The following is a 19,842-nucleotide window of genomic DNA, read 5'->3' on the forward strand; positions in this document are numbered from 1 at the left end:
CTCATCCTTACCGACGCACGCCGGAGGCCGCCGCGCGCTCCAGCACCACCTGCGCGTGGTTAATAATCGGTGCATCCACCATTTTGCCGTTGAGCGACACCACGCCCAGGCCGTTACGCTCGCCCTCTTCTGCCGCCTCAATCACCCTTTTGGCGTGATCCACCTCTTCCTGCGTCGGGGCGTAGGCGTTGTGCAGCAGGTCAATCTGGCGCGGGTTAATCAGCGATTTGCCGTTAAAGCCCATCTTGCGGATCAGATCGACCTCGCGCAGGAACCCGGCCTCGTCGTTAACGTCTGACCACACCACGTCGAAGGCATCGATGCCCGCGGCGCGTGCGGCGTGCAGCACGGCGCAGCGGGCGTAGAACAGCTCGGTGCCGTCGCCGCGCTCGGTCTGCATGTCCATCACGTAGTCAAAGGCGGCCAGCGCGATGCCGATGAGGCGCACAGAGCTGCGGGCAATCGCCACGGCGTTGATCACGCCAATGGCCGATTCAATCGCCGCCATTACGCGGGTGGAGCCGACCTCGCGGCCGCACTCCTGCTCGATACGCTCGAGGTGGCCTTCCAGCTCGTAGATATCGTCCGGAGTGTCGGTTTTCGGCAGACGAATCACGTCCACGCCGGCCCGCACGGAGGCCTCCAGATCCAGCAGGCCAAACGGCGTGCTCAGCGGGTTAATACGCACCACGGTTTCGATATCCTGATACATCGGGTGCTGCAGCGCGTGGAACACCAGCATGCGCGCGGTGTCTTTCTCGCGCAGGGCAACGGCGTCTTCAAGGTCAAACATGATGGAGTCCGGGCGGTAGATAAACGCGGTTGAGAGCATGGCGGCGTTGGCGCCCGGCAAGAACAGCATACTGCGGCGGAGTTTGCTCATTTCAGCGCCCCCCAGTTGATGGCCTGATCATCGGCGGCACGCATCAGCGCGCTTTGCAGGCGAGCGCGGATCACACAGTCCAGCGCCCCTTTGTCTTCAATAATGATAAGTCCCTGGTGCACGTTCATGGCGCGCAATGTGTCGTTGACCACCTGGCGAATTTGCTCGCCAAACTGCTTAATCACTTCACTGTGGATGACTATCTCCAGCTCGCCGTGAGCGGGGGCGATTTTCACCATCAGGTCGCTGGACTCCTGCGTTCCGGCCAGCGCCTCCCTTACAATTTTCATGATAAATTCCTGGTAGTTAAGCGACTTCCGCACTCGCACGGTAATGTGCTTCGAGATGCGCGAAGGTGGAGTCCGGGACGATCTCCCGGATCCGGGAAAACTGCTGTGTCTTGAGTAAACGGCGCACTTCCGACGCTGATATGGCGTTGCCGGTGGCCTTGATGCGCGGCATCTCCACCACGTCGATGTGCGAGGCCAGCAGGTCGTGCAGCGTCTGGTTGTACTGCCGCGTGATGTCGCAGAACGGCTCCGAGCCGATGAAGCGGTGCGTGATGCCCAGCGCCGGGGCGATATAGTCCCGGAAGATCAGCACGTCGATCTCGCTCCACGCCTGCTGCACTTTGCCGGTCTCCTTCAGGAAGTAGGCCGGGAAGGTGGCGCGGGAGATGATGTACTGCGAGCCTTCATGCACCACCACGTTCGGCAGATGCGCCACGCCCGCACGCACCATCTCGAGGCGCGCGCTGAACGGGAAGAACGAGGCGTCTTCACGCACCACAAACAGATGCAGGGCGTCGCACTGCGCCGCCGCCTGCTCCACCAGATGGCGGTGGCCGAGGGTGAACGGATTGGCGTTCATCACTATCGCGCCAATGTTCTCCCCGCACTTGCGCGTCGCGCGCAGCGAACGGCAGTAGCGCTCGATCCCCTGCGGGGTGTTCTCCATCAGCACCGCGTTGTTCCCGCTCTGGGCAATCGGCCAGAAGCCGCTGCGGGCAAAGCGCTCCCGGTTGCACGGGCGGGTGCAGAGGAAGAGGTGAAAATGGCCGCGCTCCAGCGCCGCATTTTGCACCTCAGCCAGCAGCCGGGCGCTGAGGTTCTCGCCGCGAAGCTGCTCGTTGACCGCCACGCATTTGATGACGTTGGCGGCAAGCCCTGCGCAACCCACCAGCTGCGGGCCGGACCAGGCTTCGACAAACAGCGTGATGTCGTTGTCCAGGCCAAGGCCGCTGTCTGCCAGCAGGTAACGGATCTGGCTTAAGCGTTCCGGGTGTTTCGCCACGAGGGTGTGGCGAAAATCGATGGGTTGCGATTGCATGCTGCCGCCTTACTTAATGTGCTGCCGCAAGCCCGACGGCTGGCGCTTCCACGATCACGTTGCTCAGATGACCGATATGCTCGATCTCCACCTCAATGCGATCCCCCTCTTTCATAAACAGCGGCGGGTTACGCTTTTTACCCACGCCGCCCGGGGAGCCGGTGATGATCACATCCCCCGGGCTGAGGCGGGTGAAGGTGCTGATGTACTCGATCAGCTCCGCAACCTTGTGGATCATGCTGCTGGTGTTGTCCTCCTGCACCATGCGGCCATTCAGCCAGGTGCGGATTGCCAGCTGGTGCGGGTCCGGGATCTCATCGGCCGTCGCCATCCACGGGCCAAACGCGCCGGTCTGACGCCAGTTTTTACCGGCGGTAAACCAGGTGTGCTGCCAGTCGCGGGCGGAGCCGTCCATGTAGCAGCTGTAGCCCGCCACGTGGCGCAGGGCGTCGTCGCGGCTGATGTTCTCCCCGCCTTTGCCGATGATCACCGCCAGCTCGCCTTCATAGTCAAATTCGCTGGAGTGGCGCGGCTTCAGCACCGGCTCGTTGTGGCCGGTCTGTGAATCCGGGAAGCGGACAAACAGCGTCGGGGCCGGGTTATGCTGGTCAAACTCCTTGCGCTTGTCGGCGTAGTTCATGCCCACGCAGAGGATTTTTTCCGGCTGCACAATCACCGGTAAGAAGGTGATGGCGCTCAGCGGCACGTCCACGGCGTCGTTCAGGTAGCGGGTGGCCAGCGCCAGCCCGTTGCCCTGCAGCAGCGCCTTGAGGTCGCCGTAGCGGTCGCCGAGACGGCGGCCTAAGTCAATCACGCCGTCGGCCTGGACGATGCCGTAGCTGCGTTTTCCCTGGTATAAAAAGCTTGCGAGTTTCATTGTTCTTTCCTGAAAACTTAAACGAGGAAGTTGCCCAGAATCAGCAGTGAGATAGAGACGTTAATCGCCCCGCCGATACGGGTAGCAATCTGGGCGAACGGCATCAGGCTCATGCGGTTGCCTGCGGTCAGGATCGCCACGTCGCCGGTACCGCCCTGCCCGCTCTGGCAGCAGGAGACGATGGCGACATCAATCGGGTGCATACCAATCTTTTTGCCGACGAAGAAGCCGGTCGCCACCAGTGCAGAAACGGTGCTGACAATCACCAGCAGGTTGCTGACGGTGAACGCCGCCACCAGTTCATGCCACGGGGTGATGGCCACGCCGACGGCGAAGAGGATTGGGTAGGTCACGGAGGTCTGGAAGAATTTGTACACCACCTGAGAACCTTCCAGCAGACGCGGAGAGGCACCGTTGCAGAGCTTCACCAGCACCGCCATAAACAGCATGCCGACCGGAGCAGGCAGGCCAATCAGCTTGTGGCCGAGCATGCCCAGCATGTAGAGCAGCACCGCCAGCAGCGCGCCAGAGGCGATAGTGGTGACGTCCGCTTTGCCGGAAAATGCAGGCTGAGAGACGGTGGCATCGGCATTCGCGCGGTTAGGCATCAGCTGGCCTTCACCGGTCAGGTGCGGGTAACGTTTACCAAGCTGGTTCAGGCAGCCGGAGATGATGATTGCCGTCAGGCCGCCGAGCATGACCATCGGCAGCACGCGACCGAGCGCCACGCCCTGATCCATGTGCAGCAGGGTGGCATAGCCGATGGAAAGCGGGATTGCCCCTTCCCCGACGCCGCCCGCCATAATCGGCAGAATGATAAAGAAGAAGATCTGGAACGGCTCAAGACCCAGCGCCAGGCCGACGCCCATTCCCACCAGCATGCCGACGATTTCACCGCACAGCATCGGGAAGAAGATGCGCAGGAAGCCCTGGATCAGCACCGTGCGGTTCATGCTCATGATGCTGCCAACGATAATGCAGCAGATGTAGAGATAGAGAATGTTGGTGGATTTGTAGAACTTGGTGGTGGACTCGACCACCACGTCCGGCAGCAGGCCATAGTAGACCAGCGCGGATGGGATAAAGGTGGCGCAAATCGCCGCCGCGCCGAGCTTGCCGACAATCGGCAGGCGTTTGCCAAACTCGCCGCAGGCAAAGCCGAAGAAGGCCAGCGTGGCGACCATCACCACGATGTCGCTCGGCAGTTTTCCACCCAGGCAATCAATCGCAATCAGCGCGCCCGCCAGAACGAACAGCGGCAGAGGAATAATCCCAATTTTCCAGGTATCCATAATATGCCACCAGCGCTCTTTGAGCGAAGGTCGCTGAATTTCAATCGGGTCGTGGGTAACAGAGAAAGAATCGTCAGTTGTGCTCATAATAAGCCCCTTGGTTATTTTGTGCGTTCAGCTTAGAGTCACAAAGGCTTACTTTATGTGAGGAATGGCATATTAAAAGCGAAGTTTTAATGGCAGCTATGGTTTTAATGGTTTCTTTTATTTAATGTGATTTATACCTTATTTATTATCGTGGTTTTTATGGTTTCTTTTCCGAATCGAACAATCAAATAACATTTGTTCGCGCAGCCCGAAGCACGTTAGCCTTCAGGATAACTCTTTTACAGCGCCTGCTGTGCAAGGGATCACAAGTTTTCGGCAAAGCGGGCGTCCGCGCGAAAAAAGATGATATATTGGCCATCTTTGCTGCTACCTCGCGTGATAGTTATGAAAGTCTCTTTCCAGATCAAGCTGTTTATTTCGCTGGTTGCCTTTTTCTCAGTGCTTTTTGCGCTACTGGGCGGATATTATTATGCCGACGTCGGGAAACAGCTTTATCAGGAAATGAGTACGCGAGCCAAAATACAGGCTGAAGAGATTGCGCTTATTCCGACATTGCGTAATGAAGTTGAACAAAAAAATATCTCCGCCATCCATGATTTTATGCAGAAGATGTCCGCGCACAGCGACGCCAGCTTTATTGTGATTGGTGATAATAAAGGGCAGCATCTTTTTCACTCCGTCTTTGCCGACCGAGTGGGCACTACCCTGGTGGGCGGAGACAATGAAGCCGTTTTGCAGGGTAAAAGCATCACCACCATCCGCAAAGGCGGGCTGGGCATTTCGCTGCGCAGTAAAGCCCCCATCTTTAACGCCGCCGGACAGGTGGTCGGCATTGTTTCGGTAGGCTATCTCACCAGCTACCTTGATACCATTACCGTCAGTAAAGTGGTCAATATCCTGATTGCCGCCGTGCTGCTGCTGATCGCCCTCTTTATCTTCTCCTGGTTCTTTACCCGCAGCATCAAGAAGCAGATCTTCTCCCTTGAGCCGCGCGAGATCGGCCTGCTGGTGCGCCAGCAGAAGGCGATGATGGAGTCTATTTATGAAGGCGTGATTGCCATTGACGCTCAAAGGCGGATTGAAGTCATCAACCAGGCGGCGCGCAAGCTGCTGGGTCTGAGCCAGCCGGCCCGTGAGCTGCGCGGACAGCTGATAAGCCAGGTGATCGATCCGGTCCCGTTCTTCGACACGCAGACGATGCTGGCGAAAGATACCCATGACGAGATTTGCCGTTTTAACGATCTGACGGTGATTGCCAGCCGGGTGCACATCATGCTTGAGGGGTCGCTGCAGGGCTGGGTGATCACCTTCCGCGATCGCAACGAGATCGACTCGCTGAGCGCCCAGCTTAGCCAGGTCAAACGCTATGTCGATAACCTGCGCATTATGCGTCATGAGCAGTTGAACCGGATGACGACCCTCTCCGGCCTGCTGCATATGGGCCGCTATGAGGAGGCCATCGGCTACATTCAGGCGCAGTCGGAGCATGCCCAGGAGCTGCTGGACTTTATCTCTTCGCGCTTCAGTTCCCCGACCCTGTGCGGCCTGCTGCTGGGGAAAGCCGCCCGCGCGCGGGAGAAAGGCGTCGAGCTGTGCTTCGACCCGGCCTGTCGGCTGGACAAACCGTTCCTGCCCCTTGGGGAGCAGGAGCTGATTTCAATTATTGGCAACCTGCTGGATAACGCCATCGAAGCGACCCAGCGATCGCCGCTTCCCCATGCGCCGGTGGAGGTGCTGATCAAACTCAGCGAACAGGAGCTGATTATTGAAGTGGCCGACCAGGGCGTTGGCATTACACCGGCGATCCGTGACCGGATCTTTGAACGCGGCATCACCACCAAAACGCGCGGCGATCATGGGATTGGTCTGTATCTGATCGAAAGCTATGTCACACAGGCTGGCGGCGCGATAGAAGTTGCCGATAATACCCCGCGCGGCGCCATTTTCTCCTTGTTTATCCCGGCTACGGGAACCGCCCGGCAACTGGAAGACACCGACTATGCAACATGAACTTATTGACGTACTGATTGTTGAAGACGAGAACGAACTGGCGCAACTGCACGCGGAGCTGATAGGCAAACATCCGCGTCTGAGGCTGGTGGGCATTGCCTCGTCGCTGGCTGCGGCCCAGGCAGAGCTTGAAAGCAAACAGCCCCAGCTGGTGCTGCTGGATAACTATCTGCCGGACGGCAAAGGTATCTCGCTTATCAATAACCCCATGCTGGCCCGCGCCAACTGCTCGGTGATTTTCATTACTGCCGCCAGCGATATGGACACCTGCAGCCAGGCGATTCGCAATGGCGCGTTCGACTACATCCTTAAACCCGTCTCCTGGAAGCGGCTCAGCCAGTCGCTGGAGCGGTTCGTGCAGTTTGCCGAACAGCAGCGGGTCTGGAAGATTGTCGACCAGCAGAACGTGGATTCGCTGTATCAGCTCCAGGCGAAAAACTATCGCCTGGACAACGGCAGCAAAGGCATTGAGGAAAATACGCTGGCGCGGGTGCAGACGCTGTTCAACGACAAGGCAACGCACTGCTTTACCGTGGATGAGGTGGTGAGCGAAACGGGATTAAGCAAAACCACCACCCGGCGCTACCTGGAACACTGCGTGGAGGTGGGTTTTCTGACGGTGGAGATGCTGTACGGCAAGATTGGGCATCCGAGGAGGATGTACCGCCGCGCAGAAGCCTGATGCAGTATTGTAGGCCCGGTAAGCTTGCGCCACCGGGCACATCGCCGGGTGGCGCTAACGCTTACCCGGCCTACGTTCGAGAGAGGGTCTACTTTAAAACATACCCATACAGCCGCTTAATCCCGTCGGCATCCTTCTCGCTGTAAACCCCCTGCAGCTCCGGCGAGAAGCCCGGCAGCAGGTTGACGCCCTCCTCCAGCGCCAGGAAATAACGCTGTACCGCCCCGCCCCAGACTTCACCCGGCACCACGCACAGCACGCCAGGAGGATAGGGCAGCGCCCCTTCAGCAGCAATGCGTCCTGCGGCATCCCGAATGCGAACCAGCTCCACTTCTCCACGAATATAGGCCCGGTTGGCATCCTGCGGGTTCATTACCACCTCAGGCAGGCTCTGCTTGCGGAACATCGCCTTCTGCAGATCCTTCACGTCAAAGCTGACGTAGAGATCGTGCATCTCCTGGCACAGCTGACGAAGGGTGTAATCCCGGTAGCGCACCGGGTATTTCTGGAAGATCGTCGGCAGCACGTCCGCCAGCGGCGTGTCGTCTTCAATATGCTGTTCAAACTGCCCCAGCATCGCCACCAGCTGCGCCAGCTTCTCGCTGCTTTCGGCAGGCGTCAGCAGGAACAGGATCGAGTTAAGGTCGCATTTCTCCGGCACGATGCCGTTTTCGCGCAGGTAGTGCGCCAGAATCGTCGCCGGGATCCCGAAATCCGTGTACTCCCCGGTTTCGGCATCGATACCCGGCGTGGTCAGCAGGAGCTTGCACGGGTCGACAAAGTACTGCTCACGGGCATAGCCCTCAAACCCGTGCCATTTGGCCCCCGGCTCGAAGCTGAAGAAGCGCAGCTCGCTGGCAATGGCGCGCGTCGGATGATCCTGCCACGGCCGCCCCCCCACCACCGGTGGGATAAACGGTTTGATCATATGGCAGTTGGCGATGATGGCCTTGCGCGCCTCAATGCCCAGCTCCACACACTCGGCCCACAGCCTGCGCCCGCTTTCCCCTTCGTGGATTTTCGCATTGACATCCAGCGCCGCGAACAGCGGATAAAACGGGCTGGTGGAGGCATGCAGCATAAACGCATTGTTAAGACGCTTGTGCGGGCAAAAACGCGCCTGACCGCGGATGTGGTTATCCTTTTTATGGATCTGCGACGTTTGCGAGAACCCGGCCTGCTGTTTGTGCACCGACTGGGTCACGAAAATCCCAGGATCGTTCTCGTTCAGCTCCAGCAACAGCGGGGACGTTTCCGCCATCATCGGAATAAACTGCTCGTAGCCCACCCAGGCGGAGTCAAAGAGGATGTAGTCGCAAAGGTGGCCGATCTTGTCGATCACCTGACGGGCGTTGTAGATCGTCCCGTCGTAGGTGCCAAGCTGAATGATCGCCAGGCGGAACGGACGCGCCTCGTCGGCCTTCTCCGGCGCCGCCTCGCGGATCAGCTCCCGCAGATACCCATCGTCAAAGCAGTGCTCGTCAATCCCGCCAATGAAGCCAAACGGGTTACGCGCGGCCTCAAGATAAACCGGCGTGGCGCCCGCCTGGATCAGCGCCCCGTGGTGGTTCGATTTATGGTTATTGCGGTCGAACAGTACCAGGTCGCCGCGGGTCAGCAGCGCGTTGGTGACCACCTTGTTGGCCGCCGACGTGCCATTCAGCACGAAGTAGGTTTTATCCGCGTTGAACACTTTCGCCGCGAACTTTTGCGCGTGCTTGGCGGACCCTTCGTGGATCAGCAGATCGCCCAGCTTCACGTCGGCATTGCACATGTCGGCGCGAAACACGTTCTCACCGAAGAAATCATAGAACTGTCGCCCTGCCGGGTGTTTTTTAAAAAACGCCCCGTGTTGGTGGCCCGGACAGGCGAAAGTGCTGTTGCCCATCTCCACATACTGGCTCAGGGTGTCAAAAAAGGGCGGCAGCAGGTTCTCTTCGTAACGGCTGGCAGCGCTCTCCAGTTCCAGAAACTCCTGAGCTTTACCCGAGATAACCGCGGTGGCGCCGTCAGGAACGTCCGTTGGCTCCTGCGAGAAAATAAACACCGGTAGCTGAAAGCCCGTGCGTTTCAGCAGTGCAAGAATGCCGCTGCGACTTTCCGCTGTTGTGATGACCACGGCCGCCACATCGGTAAAATCAGTGCTGTCCAGCGTCACCTTTTCGCGGTGCGTAGACACGGTGGAGGCCAGCTCGCGGCTGACGGCAATTTTCATGGTTTTCATAGGCGCAGTTACCCTCACCGAGCGGTGAGACAGGGAGGAGAAAATTCGCGCAATAATGTCACCTTTTATTTTGAGGTGCAAGAAGGAATCAGTATGCACGAAACCACCCAAAGCTAAGGCCCGCGCAGCCCTGACGTGCCATAATAATGCAATATCAATGATTAAATAACAGGAGTTAACTTTGGTTATCGGGCCATTTATTAACGCAGGCGCCGTATTGCTGGGCGGCGTACTCGGCGCCGTGCTGAGCCAGCGGTTGCCGGAGCGTATTCGCACCTCCATGCCTTCCATATTCGGCCTGGCATCGTTAGGGATCGGTATTCTTTTAGTGATCAAATGCGCCAACCTGCCGGTGATGGTGCTGGCCACCCTGCTCGGCGCGCTGATTGGCGAGTTCTGCTATCTGGAAAAAGGCATTAACAGCGCGGTGAGTAAAGCCAAAAACCTGATTGCCCGACCGGGCGGCAAAGCGAAACACGGCACGCACGAGTCGTTTATTCAAAACTATGTCGCCATCATTATTCTGTTTTGCGCCAGCGGCACCGGGATTTTCGGTTCAATGCAGGAGGGAATGACGGGCGACCCAAGCATTTTGATTGCGAAGGCGTTTCTTGATTTCTTTACGGCCACTATTTTTGCCACCACGCTCGGTGTTGCCGTTGCCGCGATTTCCGTGCCGATGCTGCTTATTCAGCTGGCGCTTGCCACCTGCGCCACGTTGATTCTCCCGCTCACCACGCCGGCAATGATGGCAGACTTTACCGCCGTCGGCGGCCTGCTGCTGCTGGCTACCGGGCTGCGCATTTGCGGGATCAAGATGTTTGCCGTGGTGAACATGCTGCCCGCACTGCTGCTCGCCATGCCGCTCTCCGCGCTCTGGACGCACTTTTTTGCTTAAGGATGCGGCGAAATGGTGAGAGATTGCGCAGTCTGTAACGAAAACAACATTTTTCGTTGACGGCAGGGGGCAGATCGGGTTTAATGCGCCCCGTTGCCCGGATAGCTCAGTCGGTAGAGCAGGGGATTGAAAATCCCCGTGTCCTTGGTTCGATTCCGAGTCCGGGCACCACTTCTTCAGAAAACCCGCCCTCGTGGCGGGTTTTTGCTTTTGCGCTAGTCCAGTTCTTCAATGCTTCCCCTTTTTGTTCTTAGACAACGCGGTGCTTATAGCGCTTCGGCGGTCAGCCTTTCACCTTTGGGCCAGCGACAGGTAAGCGCGTTTGCCAGCCCTGAGTTGCGGGAAACGGCAGAAATATTCCTAATTCATCTAACAAGAATATATGATGATGCCATTATCATTTTCTACCGTAAAATTAACCACTTCTAAGCTTATAAATCAGGAATAAACCCTTCCTCCCGCAGAACCTTAATCACCCCACGAATCAGATACGAATTAGAAAATTTCGCCGTATAGGAACGGGCCCCCTCTTCTACTGGCTGAAGTAACCCTCGCTCAATCAGCTTACCAAGCTGATAAGTCACCTGCGTCGGTTTCAGATCGGGCAAAACAGCGCGTAGGTCGCCCGCTTTTATCGTCCCCAGCTCAACGGCACGTTTCAGAACCTTCGATTCCAGCGGATTTATCAGTCCTCTCTCCGACGAAAAATCGATAGCCGGATACAGGATTTTTTCACTCAGAAAAGCGTGGCTTGTCAGTTGATCAACTTTCTTCAGCTCAGAAGAGATCCCCGAAAGCACATATAAGCACCATTCTTCCAACCCCTGCTCTGTTCCCTTATCAGCTAACGAAAGCATGGCGTAATAGCGTTCACGATCGTTACAGAATACCGCTGTCGGATTGAGAACTCGACCACCCGCCTGAACATTAAAACCATACTTGATAAGCAACGCATAGGTCAGCAATCTGACCGTTCTGCCATTACCGTTGCCAAAGGGGTGTATCCAGCCAAAGCGGTGATGCACCAGTGCAATCTTCATCAGATCGTACTTTGGCTTATCGGCACGGTTAATAAAGGCGGTCAGTTCCGCCATATAATCAGCAACACGAATATGGTCCGGTGGTAAATGGTCAGACTGAGCAATGCTGACGTTATGTTGCCGATATGCACCGGGCGTTCTGTCGCCTTCCTGTTGCAGCCCGGCGACCGCCAGACTATGCAACTCGCGGATGAAATATTCCGTTATGTCATCGCCATTGCTCAAGTATTCGTCGATAAACTCCATCGCGGCTTCAATATTGTTGATTTCTTTGAGCTGATCAGTCGAACTCTGCGTTCCTTCAACCTTGCTTTCAACATAGTCTGCAAGCGTGGTGTGGTTTCCCTCAATCCTTGCAGAGCCAAGACTCTCCAGCATGTGAAAAACCGCCTTCAGCTGCGCAAACAGGATAGGGTGAACATTGGTTTCCAGCCGCAGATGCCGAAGTAACTCCAGCTCCGTCAGCGCGTCAACCAAAGGGGAATCAAAGCTGGGATTCAGCAACGAGAGTTCAAAGTGATTAAATTGAGCCATGATATTTAATTATCTCAACTGGTGCATGACGATATCTCAAAATTATAGGGAAAATAATAATAGAATCTATAAATTAGCAATATCACTGTTTCTTATTATCTCAAAAAATGTTGTTCCAACATATCAAATGTAAGTTTGTGAGATGTTCAATGTGAAGGCGATGGGGCTTTGTCTGCATAATGCAGTATGGATTGTTTAGGACCGTTATATGTGGAGTTCCATCAACTGTATGTGAACCTCAGGCCGTTACGTGTGGACCTAACGCCACCCATAACGAAGCCATAGTCTATTTCAAAGCTGGTTTTCCGTAGCAGCCAGCACGAACTCTTTAACCCTATTTCCCCCACCTGCACAGCGCCTCTTCAACTATCCCCGCAGGCAAAAATTCCTGCTCCAGACGACCACGCGGTAAGTCAGTTAAGTAGCGATAAAAATCGGCCTCTTCATTAAGCAAGCCATCAGGTATTGCTTGCTGCACTTTTACCGGTTCAGGAACGGCGCTTTGGTTGGCATATTGCTCAAACAACTCACGATTCATGAGCAGAACATCAAGCGTCGGACGACAGCGCCTGGCTCTCGCCAGCATCAATAGCCCCCAACTATCCATGTCACCCCAATAGGCAATCCGTTTTTCATCCAGCACAGAACTTGATAGCCATTGCACGTCAAGACCGCACCCTAAAATCGCGATGGTGTCAGATAACGCGGGAAGTTGATGCAGACACTGTTCATTTTCAATCACCAGCACACGGGATGCAGGCAATATCGTTTCTGCCAGTTCCGCCGTCGTCACCCGACATTTATTAAAAGGAAGCAAACCGGGTGATAGCGGTGCAACCAAAACCCAGTGGCTGGCCTCATCAAAAGCATCGAGAAAGGTGGTTAACCCCTGCTCGCTGGCTTCGCCGGAAAAACGTACATCCAACAGCCGGGTTAATAACGAATTATTTTTCTCGATAAATTTAGTATCTACCCCCAGCCCTGAAAGCAGCCTAAGCGGCAGCCCACTTGCGCAACCCGGTTCTAATCGGCAGGCCAGCCTGGCGGCGCTGACAATGTCCTGCGGATCTTTGTGCCGCCAGAGCGAACGATGGCTGACCAACAGCGGATGAAAGAGGGGGTTAACCTGCTCAATAATTCCCTCCAGCAAACGAAATTCCCGGCTCACCGCCAGATCCGCTGCGGCGCTAATCCAGTCAGAAGGGCCATTCAGGATCCAGCGCAACGGCATGGATACCGCTCCGTCGCTCGCCCGGTAGCTGACCTCTTCCCAGTCCACACGCCCAACCGCGACTTGCCGCCATAACTGCACGTGTTGTAAAACTCGCTGGGGCTGCTCTGCAAATATTTTCGCGGAAGGTTTGCCAATGGGCAGACAGAGCGGCCAGTTACCGGGTGGAAGTAAGCGCTCTGCCCGTAGCTTTGCGTTATCCCATTGCCGGGCAAGCTTTTTACTCAACTCATAAGGAGAATACATTCTACGCATTCCCCCGTCGCTGGGAGTGTTGTTCAAGCTCCTCCCAGCTCAGCGAAGCCATATTTGAATTCTGGCCACGCCGGTGGACGACAATCGCCGAACGGGTATGGTCTCGCAGCAGGCGCATTTCCTTATTGGGCGTGATAAATACTGCATGTAGCCCAAATTCTCTAAGCGCGGCAATAATCCTGCCCGCTACGGCATGAGAGCTGCGGGAGAATGCTTCATCAAGGACAATGGTGCCGAAAAGCGGATAACGACTTCCCGCAGGGCATAGCGCGTAGCTAAGTGATGCGGTCAGCACGTAAGACGCGATAATCTCTTTTTCTCCACCGCTACCGCCCTGCGAGCCAGTACGCGACTCAATCACGCTTTTGCTCTGGCGATCCATCACCGATACGGCGAACTCCAGACGAAAACGGGGATCGAGCAGCGCCTTCGCCCCCAGGGTACGGTTTCGTTCACAGGCATCCCGCAGCTGCACCACCAGCACCTGCAAAGCCTTATAATGGCTCTCGCCGTTGTCATCAACAAACCGGGCGGCAGTTAGCTGACGCTGCGCTTTTTCAAGCGTGCGCAGGCTTTCATGGACAACTTTCTTGGTATCCAGACGCAGGTAGCGACCTGGCTGAAAATCGACCCTGAACATGGTTTCATTGAGTTCGCTGAGTCGCGCTTCAATCACCAGTACTTCATGCTCAATATGGCTGAGCAGTTGCGTAACGCCGTCATCAGATGAACGGTTCAGGTAATCAAGGAAACGGTTGAGCTTTTCCGGCAGGGCTTCTTCGGTTAGTTCTTGCAAACGCTGTAAATAGACAGGAATATCATCCAAATCAGCCCCGGCCTCAACGAGCGCCCCGGTATCCACACGTTTGGCTTCTGACATACGTTTGGTCAACTCAATATTCAGTCGATGCAGTTCACCTTTAATACCCTCAATTTCTTGCTGAATTCCCCGCTCATGTTGCCGTTCCAGATCGCGAATGTCAGGCAGTTGCTCCAAAGTCACCGCTGGAAAATGTGACGCGCACAATTCTCGCTCTTCATCCTGCATACCTTGTTGCGCGGTTTGCTGAGCCTTACGTTCTGCGGTTCGGGCTGAGGTGAGCTCAGTATCCAGCCCGTTAGTGACTTTATTAGCGGCTCTAAGCTGCTTATCAAGTTCAGATTCAACCGTTTGAGCCGCATCAAGTTTTGCTTTCGCTACGCTGGCGTCAGAATCCGGGCGGATCAGATTATCGAGCCGCGCCTTAAGCGCATCCAGTTGGCTCTTTGCGCCGGGAACATCGATGCTATCGTAATCAATTTGTTGTATTTTCTGTAATAAAACGGCCTGATTTTGCAAAAGCCCCACTTCGCCTTTCGCAAACTCAAATGCCTCGTTTGCAGCTTTAACCCGCTCCTGGAGCACGGCAATTTCTTTGGCAAGGAAGTTCAGGCGATCGCGGTTATCGAATCCTGTCAACCAGTCTTCATCAAGGCGTTTCTGATCCTGCTTGTCATAAAAACGCTGTTTCCCAGACATTAACCCCTGAACCGTCATGGCATGAGGTGTGTCACGCAGCTGTTCGGGGCTGTCAACACAATGCCTGTCGTTTTCTGCCAGCAATGCTTTGACAACGTCTCGCCAAGGATGATCTTTCCACAACAGCTTGCGGGTAAAGCCATCGTCAAAAAACCGGACGGGAGCGTGTGTTAATTTGACCTCCAGTAGCCGCACATTCAGACGATTGTTGCGCTGATTTACCCAGCGCAGCGCTTCCGGCGCTGATTCTGGCGAAACAAGAATACGCAGCCTGTTGCTCCCGACTGCGCGCTCAATCGCGCCGCGCCATTGCGCCTCTTCCGGTTTAACCTGAATCAGTTCCGCGATGAAAGGTAGTTCAGATTCATCAACATTCAGCGCTTTTGCCAGCTCGCTACGAAACGCCTGATAATGTGCGGGAAGGTTAGAGTCCGGACGACGCGCGATTTCGGCGCGTTCAGTTTCCCGTTCACGCAGTTCAACGGTGATGTTATGGCTGAGTGCGCCCTTTTGATACGTCTCTTCTTGCTTCAGCTTTATATCATTGGCAAGCTGTTTACATCGGGCCTCGGCTTGATGCTGATTCGCCTCCAGCTGCGGCTGACTCAGGTCAGTCGGCAATCCAAGATTATGGGTCAGTTGTTGATACTGGCGCGCCAGAGCCTCCCGACTGCCGAGCGTTTTTTGCCAGTCCTTGATGCGCTCATTCAGATCGTCAATATTGGCGCCACCAGCCTGGTAATAAAGCTGCATGCAATCAGCGACCACCTTTTTTTGCAGCTCAAGCTGCGATTGGATCTGTTCTTCGCGAGTCTGTGCCTCACCAAGCTCGACTTCAAGATGGCTGACCTTTTCACGCCACAGCTGACTTGCCTGTTGTGCAAACCAGATGGGTAACAGCGATTCCAGCGCCTGCCTGTCAGCAAGCTGTCGCTCTTGCTTCTGGTACTTATCCCAACTCAGGGCGACAGGTTGCAAGGACTGCTGCTGTTTGCGCGCCGTTTCCAGCTCCTGATGGATTTCTGTCAGACCATCAAAACTATTGGCCACTTCCGTTGCGCGATCGAAGGCGGAGCGATCGTCCAACACCAGCTCGCGAAAAATCTCATCGATGCTGTTTAGCTGTTTTAACCCTGCCGCCCGGTTTAACAGCGTAAACGCGTTTTCCCCCACTTCGAAAAAGTCCCGCAGGCGCGCCAGATACTGCTTTTTATTCGGATATGTCCAGATCCCGGTCGCTTCTTTTTCCATTTGCCGGAGCAATCGTGTGCCACCATCATGATAAACGTTCAGCCAGTGCTCCAGCGTCTGCCCGGGGTTATCGCTGAACAGCCAAAGCCTTTTCATATCCGTCACGCTGGAACTGGTGGAATCAAACCATAGAAGCGCCCCCAGACGGACCTGCTGCCCTTCACGCTCCAGCGTAGCGGCAATGCCGGTCACGGTTTTTCCCGGTCTGGCAATATGCGATTGCCCCTCACCGCCATCGCCGGGTCCGGATACGCCGCGCACATAAGAGATAAGATCCCTGTCGCTTTCATGGCCGCCTGTTGAGGCCAGATTGTAGCGGGGATTGGCGCAGAGTAGCGTCATCAAGGCATCGACCAGCGTCGTTTTTCCACTCCCGGTTGGGCCAATAACGGCGGTACCTTCCTGATTGATTGCTGCCTGATGCAATCCATGAAAACCGCCCCAGTTGAACAACTCAATACGGGTGAGAATAAAAGATTCCTTTCCAGACAGGCGCGCTATTTGATTCATACGTCCTCCTCACTATTTTCCTTTTCTGACGAATCATCTGGAGAGGTTTGCTGGGCAATTTGTTCCCGTAGCCATGCGAGTAATGCCTGAAGATTCATCGGGTCCGCCAGATGAGCAATAATAGGACGAATCACGATCCGCTCATGCGCATCTGGCGATGTGACCAGCCCATGGCCCTTTAATTGATCCAGCAAAGTAAGTAGCCGGGTGCGCTCTTTTGATTCACTCCCCGGATCGCCAAGGTAAATCTGGAGCTGAGGGAGGAGATCGTCGATAGCAATCTGCGCCTGGCTGGCTCCAGTTCCACTTTCTTGCTCCCAGGCAACAAAATGCTGGCGCAATATGGCAACCAGCAACGACTGTTCAAGGTTAAGTCGCTGTCGTCTCACCAGAGGGTGAGACCATTCATCCTGCTCCGGCGTTTCGTCGAGCCTGACTTTGACATACAGCAGACCGCGGATCTCATCAATGCCAATATCCAGATCGAGAGGTTCCAGAATGCGAGTCACTTCTTCAGGATGGGTCAGTACAACGCGATACAGATTAGGTTTACTGACCTCTTCCAGCAGGCCGTATTTGAGCAATTCCTGAGTCGCTTCGCGTATTTTTTTCAGCGTTCGCATTTCGCTAGTGACTGCACTTTCTTCAACCGACTCATCGGTAACTTCTTCGTCCGATGTTTCTGGCTCGCTGTCTGCATTTGCAGCAACGCTCCGGTTAATTAGTTTGTCAAAAAAGCCCGCCATGACTGTTACTCCCAATCAATATCCATTAATGCCTGACTTTCCAGACCGGTAGTAGGCAGATTAAATCGCCAGCGACGACCCTCCCCATCACTAAGCTCAGCAAATTCGCGATGTGAATCCATAACCTCAATACCCGCTTCTCTCGCCATGCCAATCCAGACGGCGAATGTTTCGAGATCGTGAACCGGTGGCAACAGCGCCGCCAGTTCAGCCAGACCAACGGGGCGATTTTCTTTTGCCAGAAGCTGCAACGTCTGCTGAATCAACGCCTCACGATCTAGGCCGTTGAAAGCATCCCAGAAATCATCGCCAATCTGAGTTAAATCCGCCGCATTATTACTGAGATCCAACGTTTGTTCCGCTTCATCATCCACTTCTTTAAGACGCAAACGTTCAATCGCAGGGACGCCCGTTACCGCTAAGCCAACAGCAGGAAGCGGAACCTCTTGTTTGCGAACGATCTGGCGCTGCCATTCAAGTTTCAGCGCCTGGTTTAGAAATTCGTTAAGTAGATGACCAACGCGGTGATGTTCAGCAGCAAGCCCGGTTTTCATAAAACCACGGACATCGCGCTCGCTTCGGGCGCGAGCCTGGAGTACGGTTTGCGATTCATCGACCAGGCGTTTAACCAGCCAGCGTAAATCATGACGCTGTAGATGGTTAAGCGCATCGGAAGCGGACGGATGGCTAAGGATCACACGTAGCCGCTCACTCATCGCCTTAAGTTCAGAAGATTGACGGAGTTGCTGCTGAAAACTGTCGAAGACTCTTCCTTCGGGAGTATTAAGCAGCGCGTCCTGATCGTTGAGCAGACGTTCTACGATATCGCCGCGATGATATTGCTCACCAATAATGGATTGCCGAAGCGCGCGGTCGGCCTCGCGCCAGGAGTCTTCAACGCGACGGAAGTCAGCCCTCAGGCTGGAAGCTAAATTAAAGACCTCTCGAATATGTTCAACCGCCTGATGCGTTTCCAGCACTTTAATATGCCCGGCCTCTGCCTCCTGTAATTCACGTTCCAATTCGGCAATACGGCGACGCAAGGTTGAAACCCGGTTTGCCGGATTAGGATTAAGCCGGGTTTCCAGGTTTTCAATTTCTCGCTGTACGGTGGATAAACGAGAAGCCGTAGAAGTCATAAAGCGATTATCCAGGGACTCAACAAACGTAATCGCGACCTCAAGCGCATCGGTAGCAAAGACACGGTCATCCCGTTCGACAATTAAACGGCGTTTAATCCATTCTCGGAGTTCACGGCTGGCCTGAAGAGAGGGATTGTCCTGGTTAATGTCATACTGTTCCTGACTCGCGTGCTCAACAAGAATGCCTGTAAGAGAATGAATCGCCTCCTCAAGGGGGATACCATCATGTGATTTTTCAAACAGCGTTTTCAGGCAACTCAATACCAGCGGGGCGCGGCGGGTGGCAAGAAGTATCCAGGCTGGATGCTGATTTTTTGCTGAGATATATTTTTCCGTACGCTGCCTTGTGTTTTCTTCCATGTAGCAAAGCCTTCTAAGGGTAGATTAGATTGCAAAGACCACGATAATTTGCCGCTACAGACTTTTTATCCAGCAACCAGACTTACTTACCATCTGATTTTTATAACATTTTCTTTCGAAAGCAACTCTTCCTGGTCTTCAGAAAAAAATATCGGAATTTGCATACTACACGTTCAGCTTAACGTTTGGATTGATAATTTCCTGCGCGACTTTACAACGCACATTACAACAATGTTTGGCGGAAAAATGTGGAAATGATGCGGTTTCCCATAAAGAAAATAACTGTCTACTTCATAAAGAACCCGCCCTCGTGGCGGGTTTTTGCTTTAGGTTTCTCCCCACCCTAGGGATCGTTCCCACCCGCGTCCAGCAGTTTGTTTTTAAAGATAAACAAACACGCCTCGTTGAAGTTCTCCGCTCCCAGGCGTTCCGAGAGCGCCGTTCGTTTGCGATAGAGACTTTTCACCGACGTATTCAGCTCATCGGCAATGGCTTCCATCGACATCCCTGCCCGCAGCAACCGCAGCATGATCGCTTCGTGCGTGCTAAGCCGTAAGTTAAGCAGCCACTTCGTGGTCAGGCGCCTGCCCTTCATATTGAGCACCAGGTTAAATAGCGACGCCATATCCGGCGCGGTGAGCGGCGTGTTCATAAACAGCTTCATGCTGAGCAGATTCTCCTCGCGGTGTCGCATATCAAGCATAACGCAGCAGATTGTTTTTTTCGTTCTGGCCGGATGGCGTATCAGGTAATCATATAAACGGAGCGGACAACGACTATCAATCAATACAGAATATTCATCTGCACCGTTATCAAATATGTTTCTGTCAATCGAGTCGAGCAGGATAATATCCGGAAAAAATATCCGCATCCCCCTGACAAGGTAGCGATCCTGAGTCACTAACACTATTGAAGTTGCCACTAACCATCCCTTTTAGATTAAAGCAAGAACGATCCCTCGGAAAGAAGGCCGCCTTCGTTTTATAGCGCTGTTATATTAACGATAAATGT

At 54.7% G+C, this 19,842-nt stretch carries 16 protein-coding genes, 1 tRNA gene and 1 pseudogene; 4 read left to right on the forward strand and 14 right to left on the reverse strand.

Translation table 11 applies throughout. The annotated features are described in order from the left end of the window. Positions 1–7: 7 nt before the first annotated feature. Genes citE through L370_RS18915 form a run of 5 tightly spaced genes read right to left on the reverse strand, consistent with a single transcriptional unit; the run spans position 8 to position 4,468 of the window. Positions 8–883 carry a citrate (pro-3S)-lyase subunit beta gene (gene citE / locus L370_RS18935; protein ID WP_023333362.1) on the reverse strand — a complete coding sequence of 292 codons (876 nt, stop codon included), beginning with the start codon at positions 881–883 and terminating at the stop codon, positions 8–10. Further along, entirely contained in the window at positions 880–1,173 is a 294-nt protein-coding gene (citD, locus tag L370_RS18930; protein ID WP_023333363.1) for a citrate lyase acyl carrier protein, read from the reverse strand. The genes citE and citD overlap by 4 nt, the downstream gene beginning before the upstream one ends. Before the next feature lie 16 nt (positions 1,174–1,189). Continuing rightward, a complete protein-coding gene (citC, locus tag L370_RS18925) occupies positions 1,190–2,212 on the reverse strand; it encodes a [citrate (pro-3S)-lyase] ligase (RefSeq protein ID WP_023333364.1) in 1,023 nt (340 codons plus the stop codon). Positions 2,213–2,225: 13 nt separating this feature from the next. Then, positions 2,226–3,089 (reverse strand): fumarylacetoacetate hydrolase family protein, encoded by an 864-nt coding sequence (locus L370_RS18920; RefSeq protein ID WP_023333365.1) that lies wholly within the window; start codon positions 3,087–3,089, stop codon positions 2,226–2,228. A 17-nt stretch (positions 3,090–3,106) separates the two neighbouring features. Further along, positions 3,107–4,468, reverse strand: a complete 1,362-nt coding sequence (locus L370_RS18915) for a 2-hydroxycarboxylate transporter family protein (RefSeq protein ID WP_023333366.1) — start codon at positions 4,466–4,468, stop codon at positions 3,107–3,109. A gap of 345 nt (positions 4,469–4,813) precedes the next feature. Between L370_RS18915 and L370_RS18910 the strand changes: the two genes are divergently transcribed. Together L370_RS18910 and L370_RS18905 are read left to right on the forward strand one after the other, a co-directional pair. Continuing rightward, complete coding sequence (locus tag L370_RS18910) at positions 4,814–6,439, forward strand: ATP-binding protein (protein WP_023333367.1); 1,626 nt, start codon at positions 4,814–4,816, stop codon at positions 6,437–6,439. After that, positions 6,429–7,121 (forward strand): response regulator, encoded by a 693-nt coding sequence (locus L370_RS18905; RefSeq protein ID WP_023333368.1) that lies wholly within the window; start codon positions 6,429–6,431, stop codon positions 7,119–7,121. Before L370_RS18910 ends, L370_RS18905 begins: the two co-directional genes overlap by 11 nt. 88 nt (positions 7,122–7,209) lie before the next feature. On the opposite strand, the gene L370_RS18900 is transcribed toward L370_RS18905, so the two are convergent. Further along, a complete protein-coding gene (locus L370_RS18900; RefSeq protein WP_023333369.1) occupies positions 7,210–9,345 on the reverse strand; it encodes an ornithine decarboxylase in 2,136 nt (711 codons plus the stop codon). A gap of 181 nt (positions 9,346–9,526) precedes the next feature. Between L370_RS18900 and L370_RS18895 the strand changes: the two genes are divergently transcribed. Beyond that, positions 9,527–10,243 (forward strand): DUF554 domain-containing protein, encoded by a 717-nt coding sequence (locus tag L370_RS18895; RefSeq protein WP_023309150.1) that lies wholly within the window; start codon positions 9,527–9,529, stop codon positions 10,241–10,243. 95 nt (positions 10,244–10,338) lie between these two features. Continuing rightward, positions 10,339–10,414, forward strand: a tRNA-Phe gene (locus L370_RS18890). Between the two features lie 95 nt (positions 10,415–10,509). On the opposite strand, the gene L370_RS23655 is transcribed toward L370_RS18890, so the two are convergent. From L370_RS23655 to L370_RS0121735, 8 genes and pseudogenes are all read right to left on the reverse strand, one after another. Next, a complete protein-coding gene (locus tag L370_RS23655) occupies positions 10,510–10,608 on the reverse strand; it encodes a helix-turn-helix domain-containing protein (protein WP_255344039.1) in 99 nt (32 codons plus the stop codon). 66 nt (positions 10,609–10,674) lie between these two features. After that, positions 10,675–11,817, reverse strand: coding sequence for a Fic family protein (locus L370_RS18885; RefSeq protein WP_023333370.1), 1,143 nt, complete (start codon positions 11,815–11,817; stop codon positions 10,675–10,677). A 334-nt stretch (positions 11,818–12,151) separates the two neighbouring features. Beyond that, positions 12,152–13,294 (reverse strand): DUF3322 domain-containing protein, encoded by a 1,143-nt coding sequence (locus tag L370_RS18880; protein WP_023333371.1) that lies wholly within the window; start codon positions 13,292–13,294, stop codon positions 12,152–12,154. A 1-nt stretch (position 13,295) separates the two neighbouring features. Continuing rightward, entirely contained in the window at positions 13,296–14,642 is a 1,347-nt protein-coding gene (locus L370_RS23785; RefSeq protein ID WP_369796160.1) for an SbcC/MukB-like Walker B domain-containing protein, read from the reverse strand. Positions 14,643–16,379: 1,737 nt separating this feature from the next. Beyond that, positions 16,380–16,583, reverse strand: a pseudogene (locus L370_RS23790) (ATP-binding protein); the annotation flags it as partial. Next, positions 16,580–17,344, reverse strand: coding sequence for a DUF4194 domain-containing protein (locus tag L370_RS18870; RefSeq protein ID WP_255344004.1), 765 nt, complete (start codon positions 17,342–17,344; stop codon positions 16,580–16,582). The pseudogene L370_RS23790 and the gene L370_RS18870, both read right to left, overlap by 4 nt. Continuing rightward, entirely contained in the window at positions 17,335–18,831 is a 1,497-nt protein-coding gene (locus L370_RS18865) for a DUF3375 domain-containing protein (protein ID WP_023333374.1), read from the reverse strand. Before L370_RS18865 ends, L370_RS18870 begins: the two co-directional genes overlap by 10 nt. A gap of 343 nt (positions 18,832–19,174) precedes the next feature. Continuing rightward, complete coding sequence (locus L370_RS0121735; RefSeq protein ID WP_050582360.1) at positions 19,175–19,702, reverse strand: helix-turn-helix domain-containing protein; 528 nt, start codon at positions 19,700–19,702, stop codon at positions 19,175–19,177. Between the last annotated feature and the right edge of the window lie 140 nt (positions 19,703–19,842).

Origin of the sequence: Enterobacter sp. MGH 24, from assembly GCF_000493015.1 — a bacterium.
Taxonomy (GTDB): domain Bacteria; phylum Pseudomonadota; class Gammaproteobacteria; order Enterobacterales; family Enterobacteriaceae; genus Enterobacter.

Coding starts and splice junctions, on each gene's coding strand:
- L370_RS18915 (WP_023333366.1), bottom strand. CDS start 4,468: ATGAGCACAACTGACGATTCTTTCTCTGTTACCCACGACCCGATTGAA.
- L370_RS18865 (WP_023333374.1), bottom strand. CDS start 18,831: ATGGAAGAAAACACAAGGCAGCGTACGGAAAAATATATCTCAGCAAAA.
- citD (WP_023333363.1), bottom strand. CDS start 1,173: ATGAAAATTGTAAGGGAGGCGCTGGCCGGAACGCAGGAGTCCAGCGAC.
- L370_RS0121735 (WP_050582360.1), bottom strand. CDS start 19,702: ATGCGGATATTTTTTCCGGATATTATCCTGCTCGACTCGATTGACAGA.
- citE (WP_023333362.1), bottom strand. CDS start 883: ATGAGCAAACTCCGCCGCAGTATGCTGTTCTTGCCGGGCGCCAACGCC.
- L370_RS18905 (WP_023333368.1), top strand. CDS start 6,429: ATGCAACATGAACTTATTGACGTACTGATTGTTGAAGACGAGAACGAA.
- L370_RS18900 (WP_023333369.1), bottom strand. CDS start 9,345: ATGAAAACCATGAAAATTGCCGTCAGCCGCGAGCTGGCCTCCACCGTG.
- L370_RS18880 (WP_023333371.1), bottom strand. CDS start 13,294: ATGTATTCTCCTTATGAGTTGAGTAAAAAGCTTGCCCGGCAATGGGAT.
- citC (WP_023333364.1), bottom strand. CDS start 2,212: ATGCAATCGCAACCCATCGATTTTCGCCACACCCTCGTGGCGAAACAC.
- L370_RS18910 (WP_023333367.1), top strand. CDS start 4,814: ATGAAAGTCTCTTTCCAGATCAAGCTGTTTATTTCGCTGGTTGCCTTT.
- L370_RS18885 (WP_023333370.1), bottom strand. CDS start 11,817: ATGGCTCAATTTAATCACTTTGAACTCTCGTTGCTGAATCCCAGCTTT.
- L370_RS18920 (WP_023333365.1), bottom strand. CDS start 3,089: ATGAAACTCGCAAGCTTTTTATACCAGGGAAAACGCAGCTACGGCATC.